The organism is Halalkalibacter sp. HAAS-P014 (assembly GCF_056619965.1).
In genome coordinates, this window is record NZ_JBWQTV010000029.1 from 37,995 (window position 1) to 55,563 (window position 17,569).

The window sequence follows — 17,569 nt, forward strand, 5'->3', positions numbered from 1 at the left end:
CTGATTTGGTTGAAGGAATAAGGATGTATTGGAGATGGAGGTGTACGCGGATGGTCGAAACAAATGAGAGACGACAAATTCCGCTTCTACCGTTACGCGGGTTGTTGGTTTTTCCAGCAATGGTTCTTCATTTAGATGTGGGAAGACCGAAATCCGTTCAAGCGTTAGAACAGGTGATGGAGACAGATCATCAAATTCTGCTCGCAACCCAGAAGGAAATTTCAATAGATGACCCAACTGAAGAAGAAATTTACGAAATAGGAACGTTGGCAAAGGTAAAAAGCCTATTAAAACTTCCTAATGGAACAGTTCGTATTCATGTTGAGGGGTTGCAGCGAGCTCGAATTGATCATTTTGTAGAACAGGAAGATTTTATAGAAGTTGAAGCTGAATTAATTACTGAAGAGGATGCTATACTGACACCGGAAATACAAGCGTTGATGAGAAACCTACTTACAATGTTTGAACAATATACCAAGGTATCGAAAAAAGTGTCTGCAGAAACGTTAGCAAGTGTGAAAGATATTAATGAAGCTGGACAATTTGCAGATGTTATTGCTGCCAATTTACCACTTAAGTTAGCACAAAAACAAGAAATTCTTGAAATCAGTTCGATTAAAGATCGGCTCTTAAAATTAATTGAAATACTTAATAACGAACAAGAAATTCTTGGATTAGAGAAGAAAATTAGTCAACGCGTTAAGAAATCGATGGAAAAAACGCAAAAAGAATATTACTTGCGCGAGCAGATGAAAGCCATTCAGAAAGAACTTGGTGATAAAGAAGGTCGTACGGGAGAAGTGTCCACGTTACGAGAAAAAGCTGAAGAAATCGAAATGCCAGAGTCGGTTAAAGAAAAATTCTTTAAGGAGCTGGACAGGTATGAGAAAATGCCAGCGAATTCAGCTGAAAGCTCGGTGTTACGAAATTATTTAGATTGGCTAATTCAACTACCATGGACGTATGAAACGGAAGACCAATTAGATGTGATTCGAGCTGAAGAGATCTTAGATGAGGATCACTATGGTCTTGAAAAAGTGAAAGAGCGCATACTTGAATATTTAGCTGTACAACAATTAACTCGTGAGTTAAAAGGGCCTATTCTTTGTTTAGCGGGACCTCCAGGTGTCGGAAAGACATCATTAGCTAAGTCAATTGCACGCTCGTTAAATCGAAAGTTTGTCCGTATTTCTCTTGGAGGGGTTCGTGACGAAGCGGAAATCCGTGGTCATAGACGGACTTATGTAGGAGCGATGCCAGGCCGGTTAATTCAAGGGATGAAAAAAGCAGGTTCAATAAATCCTGTTTTCTTATTAGATGAAATCGATAAAATGGCTAATGACTTTAGAGGTGATCCGTCCTCGGCACTGCTAGAAGTATTGGATCCAGAACAAAATAATACGTTTAGTGATCATTACATCGAGGAGCCATACGATTTATCAAAGGTAATGTTTGTTACAACGGCTAATAATATCGGGACGATTCCAGGACCTTTGCTTGACCGTATGGAAATTATTTCTCTTGCTGGTTATACAGAACTTGAGAAAATCAATATTGCCAAAGACTACTTACTGCCAAAACAAATGAAGGATCATGGTCTTACAAAAGGGATGCTTCAAATGAAAGATGAGGCAATCAAAAAGGTAGTTCGCTATTATACTCGTGAAGCTGGTGTTAGAAATCTTGAACGCCAGTTAGCAAACCTTTGCCGGAAAACAGCGAAGAAGATAGTAACGGCTGAAAAGAAAAAAGTAATTCTGACAGAAAAAACGGTAGAAGAAATGCTTGGAAAACCAAGATTTAGATATGGACTTGCAGAAAAAGAAGATCAGGTTGGGGCAGCAACTGGACTAGCTTACACTACAGTGGGAGGAGACACGCTTTCAATTGAGGTGTCTATTGCTCCGGGGAAAGGGAAGCTAACTCTTACAGGAAAGTTAGGAGATGTCATGAAGGAGTCAGCACAAGCTGCTTTTAGTTATATTCGCTCACGTTCTGCTGAACTTAACATTGACCCTAATTTTAATGAGACAAATGATATTCATATTCATGTTCCTGAAGGGGCAACGCCAAAAGACGGTCCATCGGCTGGGATTACAATGGCAACAGCTTTAGTATCAGCCCTAACTGGACGTAAGGTGAGAAAAGAAGTTGGGATGACAGGTGAAATTACACTCCGTGGTCGTGTTCTGCCGATTGGTGGTTTAAAAGAAAAGTCTATGAGTGCCCACCGTGCTGGCCTAACTACGATACTTATTCCAAGAGAAAATGAAAAAGATTTAGAAGATGTTCCAGAAAGCGTGCGAAATGACTTACAATTCATTCTTGTGTCTCACCTAGATGAAGTCTTAGAGCATGCGTTAGGAGAGTAGAATGAAAGTAACGAAATCAGAGTTAGCACATGTTGCAGTAAAACCAGAACAATATCCCACATCACAACTGCCGGAAATTGCCTTATCTGGCCGTTCGAATGTAGGGAAGTCATCGTTTATTAATAAAATGATTAATCGAAAAGGCTTAGCTCGTACGTCGCAACGACCAGGTAAGACTCAGACTTTAAATTTTTATGAAATTAATGAGATGCTATACTTTGTCGATGTACCAGGATATGGGTTTGCTAAAGTACCCAAATCAGAGCGAGATGCATGGGGACGAATGATTGAGACGTATTTACAAGATCGTAATCAGTTAAAAGCGGTCGTTCAAATTATTGATGTTCGCCACCCACCATCAGCCGACGATAAAATGATGTACAATTGGCTAAAACATTTTGACATTCCGGTCATTGTTGTAGCGACAAAAAGCGATAAGATCCCAAAAGGAAAATGGCAAAAACATTTAAAAATTATTAAACAAGAGTTAGAGAAAGAAGAATCTGACCCATTGTTGCTCTTTTCTTCGGAAACTGCACACGGTAAAGAACAGGTATGGAAGACTATTTTGCATTATGTCTCCAAGAAGGAAAGTGTTTCAGAGTAAAGTCTTAAGAGCAGTATCAAAAGGTTGGTTTTTACCCTTTTGATACTGCTCCTTTTTCTTTTTCATCGAGCTTATTTTCTTTTGAAAAGAAGAAAGATCCCAATGCCAATGAGCAAAATAGGCCAGAGAGAGCTTAGAAAGGTGTAGGCATCATACAACCAAATAAATGGATTAATAGAAGCAAAACTAAGAATGGAAAAGATAATAAATAAAATGCCAAGAATCATACCTTCATTTTTAAGTTTTTTAGCTGAAAGAATAAAAGCAAGACCTACGATAATTAAGTATATGCCCCAATGATTGGGCCAAAAACTAAGGATTGAATGAAGGTGTAATTGTATAGCTAATCCAAATAACAAAACACCTGGAAAAATCATTGAATATTCTCGACCTACATAACCTTGTAATAGAAAGGCAACTCCCAACACGAACAAAATAGATGGCCAGCTAAGAAGTTGTTCTTGAAACGGTATAGAAAATTGCTGAAGAAGATAATAACACCCAACACCAATAAGCAAAACGCCAGGAAAGATACGTTGTGTCCTCATATGTCCCTCCTTGTTATATACTCGTTAAATAATCATTTAAAAATACCAAATTTAAACAAGATTTCATACTTCGTTAATCGTTTGGTTAGAATAGCAAATAACGGAATAGTATGGTTTTGTCAACTAATACATTTAAGGAATAATAACATGATAGCACATGCTTCAAGATCTGTTCACAATTTATTTTGGACTGCTACATTAGACATGTTATAATGTACTAAGTTATAATGATAGAAATTCTATAGTTGGTTTAGTAATTGTGATATTTATTTAGATATAGAAAGAATAACGGATATTTTAACTTGGGGGTGAACGTCAGGATGCACATTCTTGTTGTAGGCTTCAACTATAAAACGGCTCCTGTCGAATTAAGAGAGAGGTTCTCTTTCCAAGAAGGAGAACTACCAGATGCGCTGGCAAAATTGCGCAAAATGAAAAGTATTTTAGAGTGTACAATTATTTCGACCTGTAATCGGACAGAAATTTATGTTGTCGCGGATCAATTGCATACAGGTCGTCATTTTACGAAATCTTTTTTAGCAGATTGGTTTAATCTGCCTAAGGACGAGTTCATCCCTTATTTAGATATTCGTGAAGATCATCATGCAATTGAGCACTTGTTCCGTGTTGCTTGTGGATTGGATTCAATGATTTTAGGAGAAACACAAATTCTAGGACAAGTTAGAGATTCCTTTTTATTAGCACAAGAACAAAAGGCAACAGGCACTATTTTTAATCAGTTATTTAAGCAGGCTGTTACGCTCGCTAAGAAAGCCCATACAGGTACAGAGATTGGTGCTCATGCTGTATCAGTAAGTTATGCGGCAGTTGAACTTGGAAAGAACATTTTCGGTGACTTTTCAGGTAAACATGTTGTGATTCTAGGTGCAGGTAAAATGAGTGAATTAACAGCAAAGCATTTACATGCAAATGGAGCAGATCAGATCACAGTTATTAATCGTACTGAAGCTAAGGCTGCTGAACTAGCAGCACGATTCCTCGGACAAGCGCGTCCTTTTGCTGAATTAGAGCAGGTGTTAGTAGAAGCAGATGTATTGATTAGTTCAACGGGTGCTCGAGATTTTGTGATCACGAAGGATTCTATGGCTGGTGCAATGAAAAAACGTAAAGGGCGTCCACTCTTTATGGTTGACATCGCTGTGCCTCGCGATCTAGATCCAGCGTTAGCTGAATTCGATGATGTATATGTCTATGATATTGATGACTTACAAAATATTGTTGAAGCAAATCTAGCTGAACGTAAGCGTGAAGCTGAGAAAATTGAGATTATGGTCGAAGTAGAAATTGATGAATTTCAACAGTGGCTGAATACACTTGGAGTTGTGCCAATTATAACGGCCCTTCGCACAAAAGCACTTACTGTACAAGCTGAAACAATGGAAAGCATTGAACGAAAGCTTCCTAATTTATCAGAGCGCGAAATGAAAGTGTTACGAAAGCATACAAAAAGTATTGTCAATCAGCTATTACGTGACCCAATTACAAAAGTTAAAGAGTTAGCAGCCGACAAAGATGCTGATGAAGCGTTGGAAATGTTTACGAAGATTTTTGCACTAGAAGATGAGTTAGCTTCACAAGAAGAAGAAGTTCGAATTGAAAAAGCCGAGAAGCAATGGGAGAATCAAAAACAAGAATACGTAAACGTATCAAGACAACGTAAAGCTGTTGTCCGTTCTTAAGAAAGAAGGGGCGTAGGAATGAACTGGATTTATCCTATTACGATTGTTTTGTACAGTATTAGTTTGATTGGGTACTTCGTTGACTTCTTACAGCACAACCGGAAGGTCAATATAATGGCTTTCTGGTTGCTTTCTATTGTTTGGGTCTTGCAAACGGTGTTTTTTGTTGTTCGAGCATTAGAATTAGATCGCGTACCATTATTGACGCCTTTTGAAGGATTGTTTTTCTATGCATGGTTAGTTGTCACTCTTTCTCTTGCGATTAACTGGTTTTTTAGAGTGGATTTTCTCGTATTTTTTACAAATGTAGTAGGGTATAGTATGATGGCCTTTAGTTTATTTACCCCAGATGGCGATGTACCTGAAGCGCTCTCTGCTTTACTTGCTTCAGAACTACTTGTTATCCACATATCATTTATAATGCTCTCATATGTTGCCTTTACATTTTCGTTTGCCTGTCAACTTATGTATGTAATCCAACACCAAATGTTAAAGCGAAAGACGTTCGGAAAAAGATTGCCTCGATTTGGAGCACTGTCAAAATTAGACAGATTTTCATTTGTCGCAATTATCATTGCTTGGCCCTTTTTATTCATAGGGCTCATCCTTGGATTCATTTGGGCCCATAGCCAACTTACATATGTACCATTGTATGATACAAAAATAATAAGCTCATTAATTGTCTTATTAATCTATGCAGTATATATTTATCAAAGGGTCGTTAAGTATGTGAGAGGATACAATATGGCTTTACTAGGAATAGCAGGATTCCTTATCCTTCTAATCAACTACTTCCTATCCAGCCAATACTCCACCTTCCATATATGGTATTAGAAGTATCAGAAAAAGGACGGTTTACCCTTTTTCTGATACTTCTAAGCAATGAGTGGAACCACCGTAAAGAAGTTAAGCGTTTTTGACTGGTTTTGTCAAAAAGGCGCCCGGTGAGAGGAACCATTGCGAGTTTAAATGAAAAAGGACGGTTTACCCTTTTTCTGATACTTCTAAGCAATGAGAGGAGCCATTGCGAGTTTAATGAAAAAGGACGGTTTACCCTTTTTCTGATACTATCTGATACTTTGTAATAATAACTAGGAGGAAGTTATGCGTAAAATTGTGATTGGTTCAAGAAAAAGCAACTTAGCTCTTGTGCAAACAGATTGGGTTATTGATCAACTGAAAAAAACAGGTTTGCCTTATGAGTTTGAAGTGAAGAAAATCGTAACAAAAGGAGATAAAATCCTCGATGTAACTCTTTCGAAAGTTGGAGGTAAGGGATTGTTTGTGAAAGAGATTGAGCAAGCACTTGCCGATGGTGAAATCGATTTAGCTGTCCATAGTATGAAGGATGTCCCATCAGTATTACAAGAGGGGTTTGCGCTTGCAGCGATTACTGAACGTGAGGATCCTCGTGATGCGTTTATTTCCAATAATCACGTTAAGCTTGCTGACCTACCGGCTGGTGCAATTGTAGGTACAAGCAGTTTAAGGCGTTCTTCTCAAATCTTAGCTGCACGACCTGATCTTGAGGTGAAATGGATTCGTGGAAACGTAGAAACCAGGCTAAGAAAGCTCAAGGAAGAAGAGTTTGATGCAATCATCTTAGCAGTAGCAGGGATTAAGCGCTTAGGATTTCCTGAAGATTTAATTACAGAATATCTAGATGAAACGTTGTGTGTTCCTGCTGTTGGGCAAGGTGCACTTGGTTTAGAATGTCGTTCAGATGATGAGGATCTAATTCAACTTTTACAGCACATCAACAATGATTATACAGCTCGTACTGTCACTGCTGAGCGAACATTTTTAAGCCGTATGGAAGGTGGATGTCAAGTTCCAATTGCTGGATATGCAGTTATAAATGATCGCAATGAGGTAGAATTAACAGCTTTAGTAGGCTCTCCTGACGGTAAGGTATTGCTTAAAGAAAAAGTGAGTGGAGAAGACCCAGTTACTGTTGGTGAGAAAGCGTCACAACTGCTTCTAGACCAAGGTGCAAAAGAAATTCTTGATCAGGTGAAGAAAGAGCTGGATGAGGGATGAATACAGGGCCTTTAGCTGGTAAAACGGTTCTCGTTACGCGAGCAAAGGAACAAGCCCATGACTTAACAGAATTGATTGAAAAGCATGGTGGACAAGCAATTGAAGTCCCACTGATTGCTTTTCAATCAAATAGTACTGAGCAAATGCAAAAAGTCATAGATCAAATCAAAGACTATCATTGGCTTATTTTTACTAGTTCAAATGGAGTTCGCTTCTTTATGAAGCAAGTGCAAAAGTCAGAACAAGAGTTAGATCATTCTTCTTTGAAAATAGCGGTTGTTGGTGAGAAAACAGAAGAGGAGCTTAATCGCTTTGGGCTAAAAGCAGATATTGTTCCAAAAGAATATGTTGCTGAAGGATTAATTGATGCCCTGATCGGGGAAATTAGACAAGGGGATAAGATAATCGTCGCACGTGGAAACTTAGGTCGAAAGAAACTAATTGACCAATTGGTTGATCAAGGTGCAGATGTAGTAGATTTACCCATTTATAAAACCGTTTTTCCTGAAGGAGCCAAAGAGCAACTGGAAACTGTTTGTCAAACATATGAAAACATAGATTATGTTACGTTTACTAGTTCATCGACCGTTCATCATTATATGAACTTACTTCCTTTATTAAAAGAAGACCCAACTAAATCGCATTCAGTGATTGCGTGCATAGGCCCAATTGCTGCTCAAACTGCAGTGCAGTACGGACTTAACGTATCGATTGTTCCACATACATATACGATTGAACATTTAGTAACAGAAATTGAAAAACACGCAGGAGGAGGAAAAGACTAATGAAAGATTTAACGTTTCGTCGTCATCGTAGACTGCGTAAGAGTACAAGTATTCGCAATATGGTAAGAGAAACACAGCTACATAAAGAAGATTTTATCTATCCAATTTTTGTGACAGAAGGGACGAATGTAAAAAATGAAGTTCCTTCAATGCCAGGTGTATATCAATGGTCTCTAGATTTACTTGATCAAGAGGTTGAAGAAGTAGTACAACTTGGAATTCCTTCTATAATTGTTTTCGGCGTGCCAGATACAAAAGATGAAGTTGGCTCGTCAGCTTATCACGATCATGGCATTGTCCAAAAGGCAATACACCAAATTAAAGAGAAACAACCTGATTTAACTGTGATTGCAGATACGTGTCTATGTCAGTTTACTGATCATGGTCACTGTGGAGTAATTGAAGAGGGCCAAGTGCTAAATGATCCAACTCTTGATTTACTTGCAAAAACTGCCGTTTCGCAAGCAAAAGCAGGAGCGGATATTATTGCACCATCCAATATGATGGACGGGTTCGTTGCAGCGATTCGTCATGGTTTGGATGAAGCTGGCTTTACTGATATACCGATCATGTCTTATGCAGTGAAATATTCATCTGCTTTTTACGGTCCGTTTCGTGACGCAGCTCATAGTTCACCAAAGTTTGGTGATCGCAAAACATACCAAATGGATCCAGCAAATCGTTTGGAAGCATTGCGTGAAGCTGAATCTGACATGGAAGAGGGTGCTGACTTTTTAATTGTAAAACCAGCACTTTCTTATCTAGATGTTATTCGAGAAGTTAAGGATTTTTCTGGTTTGCCCATTGTCGCTTATAACGTGAGTGGTGAATACTCAATGGTAAAAGCAGCGAGTGAAAATGGCTGGGTTAATGAAAAAGAAATCGTCCTTGAAAAATTGACAAGCATGAAACGTGCCGGTGCAGATTTAATTTTAACGTATCATGCCAAAGATGCTGTTCGTTGGTTACTAGAAGATAGATAAGAAGGGAGAACGACATGCGTACATATACAAAGTCTAAGGAAGCATTTGCAAAAGCAAAGCCATTAATGCCAGGTGGAGTAAACAGTCCAGTGCGTGCGTTTAAATCGGTAAAAATGGATCCGGTTTATATGGAACGAGGTGAGGGGGCAAAGATTTATGATATCGACGGAAATGAATACATTGACTACGTTTTATCGTGGGGCCCTCTTGTTTTAGGACATGCTGATCGGAAAGTAGTTGCTGCATTGAAGGAAGTTGCAGAAAAAGGAACAAGTTTCGGTGCGCCAAGTGAGCTTGAAACGAAACTTGCTGAACTTGTCATTGAGCGTGTACCTTCTATTGAAGTAGTACGAATGGTCAACTCAGGAACTGAGGCGACTATGAGTGCACTGCGTCTTGCTAGAGGATATACTGGTCGCAATAAAATTTTGAAGTTTGTTGGTTGTTATCATGGCCATGGTGACTCTTTGTTAATTAAAGCTGGATCAGGAGTTGCAACACTTGGTTTGCCAGATAGCCCAGGTGTACCTGAAACGGTTGCCCAAAACACATTAACGGTCCCTTACAATGATTTAGAAAGTGTTCGTTATGCGTTTAAAGAATTTGGTGATGACATTGCTGGTGTTATTGTGGAACCAGTAGCTGGCAACATGGGGGTTGTTCCTCCAGAGCCAGGTTTCCTAGAAGAACTTCGAAAGATTACAGAAGAAAACGGAACACTGCTTATTTTTGATGAAGTAATGACAGGATTCCGTGTTGGCTACAATTGTGCTCAAGGTACTCTTGGAGTAACTCCAGACTTAACATGTCTTGGTAAAGTGATTGGTGGTGGGTTACCTGTAGGTGCATATGGTGGAAAACGTGAAATCATGGAACAAATTGCACCAAGTGGTCCTATTTATCAAGCTGGTACCCTTTCCGGAAACCCACTTGCAATGACAGCTGGATACGAAACCTTATCACAATTAACGGAAGCAGATTATGATCGGTTTGAACTGCTTGCTGATCGGTTAGCAACTGGTTTATCGAACGCTGCAAAAAAATATGAAATACCACATACAATTAATCGTGCTGGATCGATGGTTGGGTTCTTTTTCACGGATGAGAAGGTAACAAATTTTGAAAAAGCATCAACGTCAAACCTTGATTACTTTGCTCAATATTTCCGAGAAATGCTAAATCAAGGAATTTCTCTTCCACCTTCTCAATTTGAAGGAATGTTTTTATCAACGAAACATACAGAAGAAGATATTGATCAAACGATTGCAGCAGCAGAAGTTGCTTTTTCGAAATTAAAATAACTTGAAAAGCCTGTTTGCTTACTATGCCATGAGCCTAGTAGTGAATAGGCTTTTTTGTTATGACTATAAACCATCCGTTATGGCTTTAATCGCAAGGTACTCATGATCGGTTTTTGGTTTGATTCTTTTTCTTTTTTTGCATATTGAAAGGGAACTTGTCATAGATTGGTATTGTACTGACTATGACCGTAACAGAAGATAGAGAATATGTTGAGGAGGAATGCAGCGTGACACAAGAACACCCGTCTAAGTTATCATTTTCGATTGAGGAATCGGTTTGGTTAAATAAAGGTCAAGAAGTAGAAGAGATTTTAGGTATGTCTCTTGAGCCTGAAATTGTTATTGAAGAGAAAGATCATCATGTTTACATTAGAGGGGGCTTACGTCTCGTTGGAGAATATCGTCCTACTGGTACGAAAGAATCATCAGTTAATCCTACGCAATCGCTAATGGAGCAAGTATCTTTTCGTTCTGCAGGAGATGTGACGATATCAGATGATGGATCTGGGCAAATTAAACACTTTTTCCCAATCGATGTTACCATTCCACTCAGTCGAATTCAAAATTTGGATGATGTCTATGTTGAAGTAGATTCTTTTGACTATGACCTTCCAGAAAAGAGTTGCATACAATTAACAGCAGATATAAGTATTTCAGGTATGACTCAACAACAAGAAACGTATGAAAAAAGAGTGGAGAAGGAAATAGAAGAAGCAGCACAAAGAGATGAACTAAGTAGTAGACAACCGGAAGTGCCAGAACGAGATGCTACTCCGATTGAACAGCCTGAACTGAGTACTAGAGAAGTGGATACGAACAAACAATATGAATTTCGTAAAAGTGAAGTAGACATACTCGCTCAAACTGCACCGAACAAAGAAGTTACAATTCAAAAGGAAGAAACTATAGAAGAACTAGAGTCTTTAGAACAAAATCAAGCTTCAAAGGAAGAACAAGTATCAACAGCTTTTACATTCGAAGCAAAAAAGCGTCCTGAAGTTGATTTACAAGCAGAAAAGGTTGTACCTGAAACTAGCCAAGTAGAGGAAATTCATCAGCCGACCACTGCACAACCTGCTTTTGCAGAAGCTCCACCAACACCAAGATTTACGCAACAGGAAGAGGAGGAAACAAAAGTGACTTCAAATGAATCGCGTGAAGATGTATATGCAAAAGCTGCATCTGAAACCGAAACTGCAGAAGAAACTGAAAAAGTAGAAGAAGTAGAAGAGGTAAAAGCAAATGAACCTACTGCTAGTTCTGCTGAAACAGAAGAACCGGTTCTGGAAACTACAGAAAATGTAGAAGAGGTTCAAGAGGTCCAAACTCAACGAGAAACGAAGATTAATTTGGGGGCCCAAAAAGAAGTTGTTAATGAAGCGATTTTAGAAACTAGTTCAGAAAATGAGGGAGCAGCTGAGGCAGAAGAGAAGGCCCCAACCCCTCGTGAAGAAAATGCCCTATATTTAACAAAAATGCTCTCAAAAGGTGAAGAGAGATTTTCAAAATGGAGAATGTGCATTATCCAAGAAAATGAATCTCTTGACACAATTGCTGATCGTTACGAAATTAGTACGAGTCAAATTATGCGTATGAATCGCTTGCAAGGCGAGCAAATAGAAGAAGGGCAAATACTTTATATTCCAGTTAGTACAGGTACAGACTCTTAAATAAAGGAGAAGCGGTATGGAATTGTTGGATTGGCTAAAGGAGAACTATCAATGGCGAAACATTACATTTGTAAATGAAGCATTAATCGAGACGGAACAAGGTCGAAAAAGGTTGCGCTATTGGTCCGATAAAGCCCTCCTTGATTGGCATATTAAATGGCGTGACCATGTGAGTGTTACGCCGTATATGCTAGCCGACCGCATGATAAGGAGTAAGGAGCAGGAACCTGTACTTACTTGGAAAGATGGTTGGGTGAGTGTTCATGATGAAGTTGAAGAACCGGTCCAAGTAAATAAGTCGGAAGAGAAAATTGGGATGCTAATTGCAAAGATGATTGAATTTGGAACCCAGTCCCGGACCATGGTTGATACGATTCCTGAAAAGGAGCCTCAGTTTCGCAATCTTTATCCGAACTTGTCTTACCTAGAAGAAAGCAAAAGGCAATTTGTACGTTCATTGTTGAGTGAATCCAATCACCGGATGGAAAAGGTAAACGCACTGCGAGAAAACGTAAAAAATGAGAAAACTCCAATGCTTGATCCCATTACGTCACCTACACAAGCTAAGAAGGTGTATGAGGTCATTGTTTGGATTGGATCGGAGAACTATCCAGAGCGAGGCTACTATTCTTTGCGCCAGTTTCTCCTAAATTGGCTTGATGAATATGGAAAAGAATCACTTGAACGGTTATTATCTGGATTGTTTGAAAGTGAACACATGACAAAAGAACAAGCGATCCTCATCTTAACCGAATGTCTAAAGGCGTACGAACTTGATGCTCTTGTTACATTAGTTGAAGAGAACCCAACGAATCGACAGGTTGACGTAACATTGAAGAAAATAACGAATGAGTGGGAACTCTCTAAAGAGTTAGTTCAAATCGTTAGTGAAACAATTGATAAGAAGAAGGTGTTAACTCCATGATCCAAGCACAATCGCCGTATGATTCTGTGCTCTTTTATTATGATCTTTATCCACAGTCGGTTGAAGATTTCGGAAAGATAAAAAAAATCATAACGCATCACGGAGTCTATGCTTTAAAAGAAACTAGGATGGGACCTCAACAAGCCGATGAATTCATTCAAGCTTTAAGAAAGCTTACCAAACTGGGCTATAATAAAACTGTTCCTGTTATTCCAACAAAGTATGGTGAATATACGTTATTTACAGGAACGCATACGTATTACCTTATGCCATGGATGGAAGCTGGAGAGTATAGAGCAAAAGAAACAAAAGAACAAAAGTTAGCTTCCCAACTAGGCATTATTCATCACTTAACGGTGAACACACAGCCATTTTTAAAAGAGCAAGTTGAAGAAGCCTATAATCAGTTACTCAGACGGTGGGAAATGAGGAGGCTTGAGTTAAGGAAATTTGCTGACCAGGCGGAACGAAAGACTTATATGTCTCCCTTTGAACTCACTTTTTTAACTCATGCTTATATGCTTGATCAAATGGCTGAAGCAGGAGCGAATCATCTAACAAAATGGTATGAACGTTGCTTGGAAAAAGGAAAGTACCGTACAGTACTTTGTCATGGTCGCGTTAATCGCACACATGCGCATTTCACTCATGATAACGAGCCACTTTTACTCAATTTCGAGAGAGCTGCCATTGATACACCTTCACGTGAACTGGCTAGTTTCTGTAGGTATAGCTTCAAACACGCATATTGGGTAGAAGAAGAAATATTGCAATGGTTTGTCAATTACGAACGGCATCTTCCGCTTCTTGAAGAAGAGAAACACTTGATTTGCGCCTATCTAAACTTTCCTGAGCCAATTGCATTTGCCGTTGATGCCTATATTGGAAGGCAAGGCAGTATGAGAGAATTTGAGCATGTCCAACGACTTGAAAAGCGCCTAACGGCAATGCGTAGAGTACAACGATTGACGCAAAAGCTTATGGCCACGTTGGAACAACAACCAGAACAATCTTAGAGGGGTTGTCTCAAAACGAAGAATCTGCCCCTGCTTCACGTATAGCACTGTTTTTGGGGTCAGATTCTTGTGAGTCTGGCTCTTTTTTATTTAGATTAGCCGTAAGCTAATTGAGAAGTACATAACAATCATAATCGTTAACAATATAACATCAAACGTTGTTGGTAGAAGAAGTGTACGCAATAATTGAAAGCAGATGAGGGGAATGAGTATTTGAGCGAAGATCGCTCGTATTTTCAACCACCAACGTGGACGATTATGATGGTGGAAATGATTATGATAACGCCTGAAACGCCGACGCATCGTGACACCTCACTTTCTAGATTCCATATATTACGATATGCAGGAGTGTAACTGATGTGATACTACAAACTAGTAGGCAGCTGAAAAGAGTCCATCGAAAAAAGGAACTGATAAAGGGAAAAGAGCCCTTTATTTAGTTCCCTTTAGTATACAATTGAAAAAAATGGACGATGCTGTTATTGACGAATACGCACGATTCGAGCTAAAATATAGACACAATAAATGAAAGCGCAGATTAGGAAGAGTAAAGTCGGAACCTTTAAGAGAGAGAAATCAATAGCTGAGAGATTTCTTAAGATGTACGATTTGAATGTCGCCTAGGAGCAGCTTAGCTGAAATAGTATAATCATACTAAAAGTAAGCTAGGTCGGAGACTGACCGTTATCAGTTTAAGTGTGTAGTGCATATGTTGTTTTTGCGCTGCAAACAAAGGTGGTACCGCGAGTGAACTTTCTTCGTCCTTTGGATGGAGGAGTTTTTTTTATTTGTTCTATTTTAAGGAGGATTTAAAGATGAGTGAAGAAAAGCTAACGATGCCAACGAAATACAATCCACAAGAAACAGAAGCGAAGTGGTATTCATTTTGGAAAGATGGCAAATTTTTTGAGGCAACTGGAGACGAATCAAAACAACCATATTCGATCGTTATTCCACCTCCAAATGTAACAGGAAAATTACATCTTGGACATGCTTGGGATACGACGTTACAAGATATCCTTGCTAGAGTGAAGCGAATGCAAGGGTATGATACGCTTTGGCTGCCGGGAATGGACCACGCAGGGATTGCCACTCAAGCAAAAGTTGAAGGGAAATTAAAAGAAGAAGGACTAAGTCGCTACGATTTGGGTCGTGAAAAGTTTTTAGAGAAATCATGGGAATGGAAAGAAGAATACGCTAGTTTTATTCGCAATCAATGGTCAAAAATGGGCTTATCACTTGATTATTCTCGTGAGCGTTTTACGTTAGACGAAGGTTTATCAAAAGCAGTACGTGAAGTATTTGTAAAACTATACGAAAAAGGCTTAATCTACCGTGGAGAGTACATAATTAACTGGGACCCAGATACAAAGACGGCTCTATCAGACATTGAAGTGATCTATCAAGATGTTCAAGGGGCGTTCTATCATATGAATTACCCTTTAACAGATGGAAGTGGTCAAATTGAAGTGGCTACAACCCGTCCTGAAACGATGCTCGGGGATACAGCTGTTGCTGTTCACCCAGAGGATGAACGCTATAAGCATTTAATTGGCAAAACGGTGACCCTACCGATAACTGGTCGCGAAATTCCAATTGTAGCTGATGATTATGTTGATATGGAGTTTGGTTCTGGTGCAGTGAAAATTACGCCTGCCCATGACCCGAATGACTTTGAAATTGGGAATCGCCATAATCTAGAGCGAATTCTTGTTATGAATGAAGATGGAACAATGAATGCGAAGGCTGGAAAGTATCAAGGGATGGATCGTTTTGCATGCCGAAAGCAGCTTGTTAAAGATTTGCAAGACGAGGGAATCCTTTTCAAAATCGAAGAACATATGCATTCAGTTGGCCACTCTGAGCGTAGTGGAGCTGTCGTTGAACCTTATTTATCTACACAATGGTTTGTTAAAATGCAGCCACTGGCAGATGCGGCGATTGATTTGCAAAAATCAGAGGAAAAAGTAAACTTTGTTCCAGATCGCTTTGAAAAAACATATTTACGTTGGATGGAAAATATCCGTGACTGGTGTATTTCTAGACAATTATGGTGGGGCCATCGCATTCCTGCTTGGTATCACAAAGAAACAGGTGAAGTGTATGTAGGGCATGAGGCACCGGAAGATGTAGAGAATTGGAAGCAAGATGAAGATGTACTTGATACGTGGTTCAGTTCAGCACTTTGGCCATTTTCAACGATGGGCTGGCCGGATGAAGCAGCGCCAGATTACGAGCGTTTTTACTCTACGAACGTGTTGGTGACTGGTTATGACATCATTTTCTTTTGGGTATCAAGAATGATCTTCCAAGGACTAGAGTTTACAGGCAAGAGACCATTTGATGATGTCCTGATTCATGGGCTTGTCCGAGACTCTGAAGGAAGAAAAATGAGTAAATCTCTTGGCAATGGCGTCGACCCTATGGATGTTATCGACAAATACGGTGCAGATTCATTGCGCTTCTTCTTATCTACCGGCAGTTCCCCGGGAAATGACCTGCGTTTTTACTGGGAAAAAGTCGAATCAACATGGAACTTCGGGAATAAGATTTGGAATGCCTCACGTTTTGCCTTAATGAATATGGAAGGTTTAAAATATGATGAGATTGATCTAACTGGGGAGAAAACGATTGCCGATAAGTGGATTTTAACACGTCTTCAAGAAACAATTGCTGATGTGACACGCTTAATAGATTCTTATGAGTTCGGTGAAGTTGGACGTCTCCTTTATAATTTCATCTGGGATGATTTTTGTGATTGGTATATTGAAATGGCGAAGCTTCCTTTATATGGTGAAGATGAAGAGGCAAAGAAAACGACAAGGTCTGTATTAGCTTATGTGTTAGATCAAACGATGCGCTTGCTTCATCCGATGATGCCTTTTATTACCGAGGAAATTTGGCAACATTTGCCGCATCATGGCGAATCAATCACTGTAGCAGCTTGGCCAGAGAAAAATGAAGCATTCATCTTTGAAGACGCAGTTGCAGATATGGAGCTTTTAAAAGAGATGATTCGTTCTGTACGTAACACAAGAGCAGAGTTGAATGTACCAATGAGTAAACAAATTGAGTTATTAGTAAATGCAAAAGACGATCGTGTACTAGAGCAAGTCACTCGAGGACAAAGTTATATTGAAAAGTTCTGTAATCCAAGCAAACTTGAAGTAGGCACAAATGTTAAGGCGCCAGAGAAGTCGATGTCACAAGTTTTATCTGGTGTTGAATTATATATGCCACTAGCTGGCTTACTAGATTTGGATGCTGAGATTGCCCGTTTAGAAAAAGAGCTAGAAAAACTCAATAAAGAAGTAGAAAGAGTTGAGAAAAAACTCGGCAACCAAGGCTTTATTGCCAAAGCACCAGAAAAAGTAATTGAAGAAGAAAAAGCAAAGCAAGCAGACTATGCGTCGAAACGAGAAGCTGTACAAGCTCGCATTGCAGAGTTAAAAGCGTAATAGGGTAAATGAAATGGATAGAAAAAGGCCCCAATATATTGGGGTCTCAGATTGTCGAGAAACCCCACTTTTTTTAGTGGGGTTTCTCTTTTTACATTATTTTCTCTCTAAGGGTTAAGAAATAAATCATAAATGGAAGATTGCCAACCACCTCACCCTCTGGT

The 17,569-nt window shown here is 39.3% G+C and carries 14 protein-coding genes and 1 other annotated feature; of the genes, 12 read left to right on the plus strand and 2 right to left on the minus strand.

Features of this window, described 5'->3' with window-relative positions; genetic code table 11:
* The first annotated feature begins 50 nt into the window (after nt 1–50).
* Together lon and yihA are read left to right on the plus strand one after the other, a co-directional pair.
* On the plus strand, nt 51–2,372 hold the full coding sequence (lon, locus tag AC1FXZ_RS20655) for an endopeptidase La (RefSeq protein WP_480057188.1): 2,322 nt from the start codon (nt 51–53) through the stop codon (nt 2,370–2,372).
* 1 nt (nt 2,373) lies between these two features.
* On the plus strand, nt 2,374–2,979 hold the full coding sequence (gene yihA, locus AC1FXZ_RS20660) for a ribosome biogenesis GTP-binding protein YihA/YsxC (protein ID WP_480057190.1): 606 nt from the start codon (nt 2,374–2,376) through the stop codon (nt 2,977–2,979).
* A gap of 71 nt (nt 2,980–3,050) precedes the next feature.
* Here the strand turns inward: yihA and AC1FXZ_RS20665 are convergent, their stop codons facing one another.
* On the minus strand, nt 3,051–3,527 hold the full coding sequence (locus tag AC1FXZ_RS20665; RefSeq protein ID WP_480057192.1) for a LiaF transmembrane domain-containing protein: 477 nt from the start codon (nt 3,525–3,527) through the stop codon (nt 3,051–3,053).
* Between the two features lie 320 nt (nt 3,528–3,847).
* Here AC1FXZ_RS20665 and hemA point away from each other — a divergent pair, with 320 nt between their 5' ends.
* The 9 genes from hemA (at nt 3,848) to ysxE (ending at nt 13,947) form a co-directional block, all read left to right on the plus strand.
* Nucleotides 3,848–5,227: a glutamyl-tRNA reductase gene (gene hemA / locus AC1FXZ_RS20670; protein WP_480057194.1), complete on the plus strand. Its 1,380-nt coding sequence runs from the start codon at nt 3,848–3,850 to the stop codon at nt 5,225–5,227.
* Nucleotides 5,228–5,245: 18 nt separating this feature from the next.
* Complete coding sequence (locus AC1FXZ_RS20675; RefSeq protein ID WP_480057196.1) at nt 5,246–6,061, plus strand: cytochrome C assembly family protein; 816 nt, start codon at nt 5,246–5,248, stop codon at nt 6,059–6,061.
* 270 nt (nt 6,062–6,331) lie between these two features.
* Complete coding sequence (hemC, locus tag AC1FXZ_RS20680) at nt 6,332–7,267, plus strand: hydroxymethylbilane synthase (RefSeq protein WP_480057198.1); 936 nt, start codon at nt 6,332–6,334, stop codon at nt 7,265–7,267.
* Complete coding sequence (locus AC1FXZ_RS20685) at nt 7,264–8,052, plus strand: uroporphyrinogen-III synthase (protein ID WP_480057200.1); 789 nt, start codon at nt 7,264–7,266, stop codon at nt 8,050–8,052. Before hemC ends, AC1FXZ_RS20685 begins: the two co-directional genes overlap by 4 nt.
* The gene (hemB, locus tag AC1FXZ_RS20690) at nt 8,052–9,035 is read left to right on the plus strand and encodes a porphobilinogen synthase (protein WP_480057202.1); all 984 of its coding nucleotides are present in this window, start codon (nt 8,052–8,054) and stop codon (nt 9,033–9,035) included. The genes AC1FXZ_RS20685 and hemB overlap by 1 nt, the downstream gene beginning before the upstream one ends.
* Before the next feature lie 14 nt (nt 9,036–9,049).
* Nucleotides 9,050–10,336 (plus strand): glutamate-1-semialdehyde 2,1-aminomutase, encoded by a 1,287-nt coding sequence (hemL, locus tag AC1FXZ_RS20695; RefSeq protein ID WP_480057204.1) that lies wholly within the window; start codon nt 9,050–9,052, stop codon nt 10,334–10,336.
* 227 nt (nt 10,337–10,563) lie between these two features.
* Nucleotides 10,564–12,006 carry a stage VI sporulation protein D gene (spoVID, locus tag AC1FXZ_RS20700; protein WP_480057206.1) on the plus strand — a complete coding sequence of 481 codons (1,443 nt, stop codon included), beginning with the start codon at nt 10,564–10,566 and terminating at the stop codon, nt 12,004–12,006.
* A 16-nt stretch (nt 12,007–12,022) separates the two neighbouring features.
* A complete protein-coding gene (locus tag AC1FXZ_RS20705) occupies nt 12,023–12,931 on the plus strand; it encodes a hypothetical protein (RefSeq protein WP_480057208.1) in 909 nt (302 codons plus the stop codon).
* The gene (gene ysxE / locus AC1FXZ_RS20710) at nt 12,928–13,947 is read left to right on the plus strand and encodes a spore coat protein YsxE (protein ID WP_480057210.1); all 1,020 of its coding nucleotides are present in this window, start codon (nt 12,928–12,930) and stop codon (nt 13,945–13,947) included. The genes AC1FXZ_RS20705 and ysxE overlap by 4 nt, the downstream gene beginning before the upstream one ends.
* 90 nt (nt 13,948–14,037) lie before the next feature.
* Here ysxE and AC1FXZ_RS20715 read toward each other — a convergent pair whose 3' ends face one another.
* Nucleotides 14,038–14,250 (minus strand): hypothetical protein, encoded by a 213-nt coding sequence (locus tag AC1FXZ_RS20715; RefSeq protein ID WP_480057212.1) that lies wholly within the window; start codon nt 14,248–14,250, stop codon nt 14,038–14,040.
* Nucleotides 14,251–14,472: 222 nt separating this feature from the next.
* Nucleotides 14,473–14,716 (plus strand) — a binding site (T-box leader).
* Nucleotides 14,717–14,762: 46 nt separating this feature from the next.
* On the opposite strand from AC1FXZ_RS20715, the gene AC1FXZ_RS20720 reads away from it, so the two are divergent.
* Nucleotides 14,763–17,405, plus strand: coding sequence for a valine--tRNA ligase (locus AC1FXZ_RS20720; protein ID WP_480057214.1), 2,643 nt, complete (start codon nt 14,763–14,765; stop codon nt 17,403–17,405).
* Nucleotides 17,406–17,569: the final 164 nt, after the last annotated feature.

What these genes read in the sequence shown, in the direction of transcription:
- hemL (WP_480057204.1), top strand. Translation starts at nt 9,050, where the DNA reads ATGCGTACATATACAAAGTCTAAGGAAGCATTTGCAAAAGCAAAGCCA.
- lon (WP_480057188.1), top strand. Translation starts at nt 51, where the DNA reads ATGGTCGAAACAAATGAGAGACGACAAATTCCGCTTCTACCGTTACGC.
- hemC (WP_480057198.1), top strand. Translation starts at nt 6,332, where the DNA reads ATGCGTAAAATTGTGATTGGTTCAAGAAAAAGCAACTTAGCTCTTGTG.
- AC1FXZ_RS20715 (WP_480057212.1), bottom strand. Translation starts at nt 14,250, where the DNA reads ATGCGTCGGCGTTTCAGGCGTTATCATAATCATTTCCACCATCATAAT.
- AC1FXZ_RS20705 (WP_480057208.1), top strand. Translation starts at nt 12,023, where the DNA reads ATGGAATTGTTGGATTGGCTAAAGGAGAACTATCAATGGCGAAACATT.
- hemA (WP_480057194.1), top strand. Translation starts at nt 3,848, where the DNA reads ATGCACATTCTTGTTGTAGGCTTCAACTATAAAACGGCTCCTGTCGAA.
- AC1FXZ_RS20720 (WP_480057214.1), top strand. Translation starts at nt 14,763, where the DNA reads ATGAGTGAAGAAAAGCTAACGATGCCAACGAAATACAATCCACAAGAA.
- ysxE (WP_480057210.1), top strand. Translation starts at nt 12,928, where the DNA reads ATGATCCAAGCACAATCGCCGTATGATTCTGTGCTCTTTTATTATGAT.
- hemB (WP_480057202.1), top strand. Translation starts at nt 8,052, where the DNA reads ATGAAAGATTTAACGTTTCGTCGTCATCGTAGACTGCGTAAGAGTACA.
- AC1FXZ_RS20685 (WP_480057200.1), top strand. Translation starts at nt 7,264, where the DNA reads ATGAATACAGGGCCTTTAGCTGGTAAAACGGTTCTCGTTACGCGAGCA.
- yihA (WP_480057190.1), top strand. Translation starts at nt 2,374, where the DNA reads ATGAAAGTAACGAAATCAGAGTTAGCACATGTTGCAGTAAAACCAGAA.
- AC1FXZ_RS20675 (WP_480057196.1), top strand. Translation starts at nt 5,246, where the DNA reads ATGAACTGGATTTATCCTATTACGATTGTTTTGTACAGTATTAGTTTG.
- AC1FXZ_RS20665 (WP_480057192.1), bottom strand. Translation starts at nt 3,527, where the DNA reads ATGAGGACACAACGTATCTTTCCTGGCGTTTTGCTTATTGGTGTTGGG.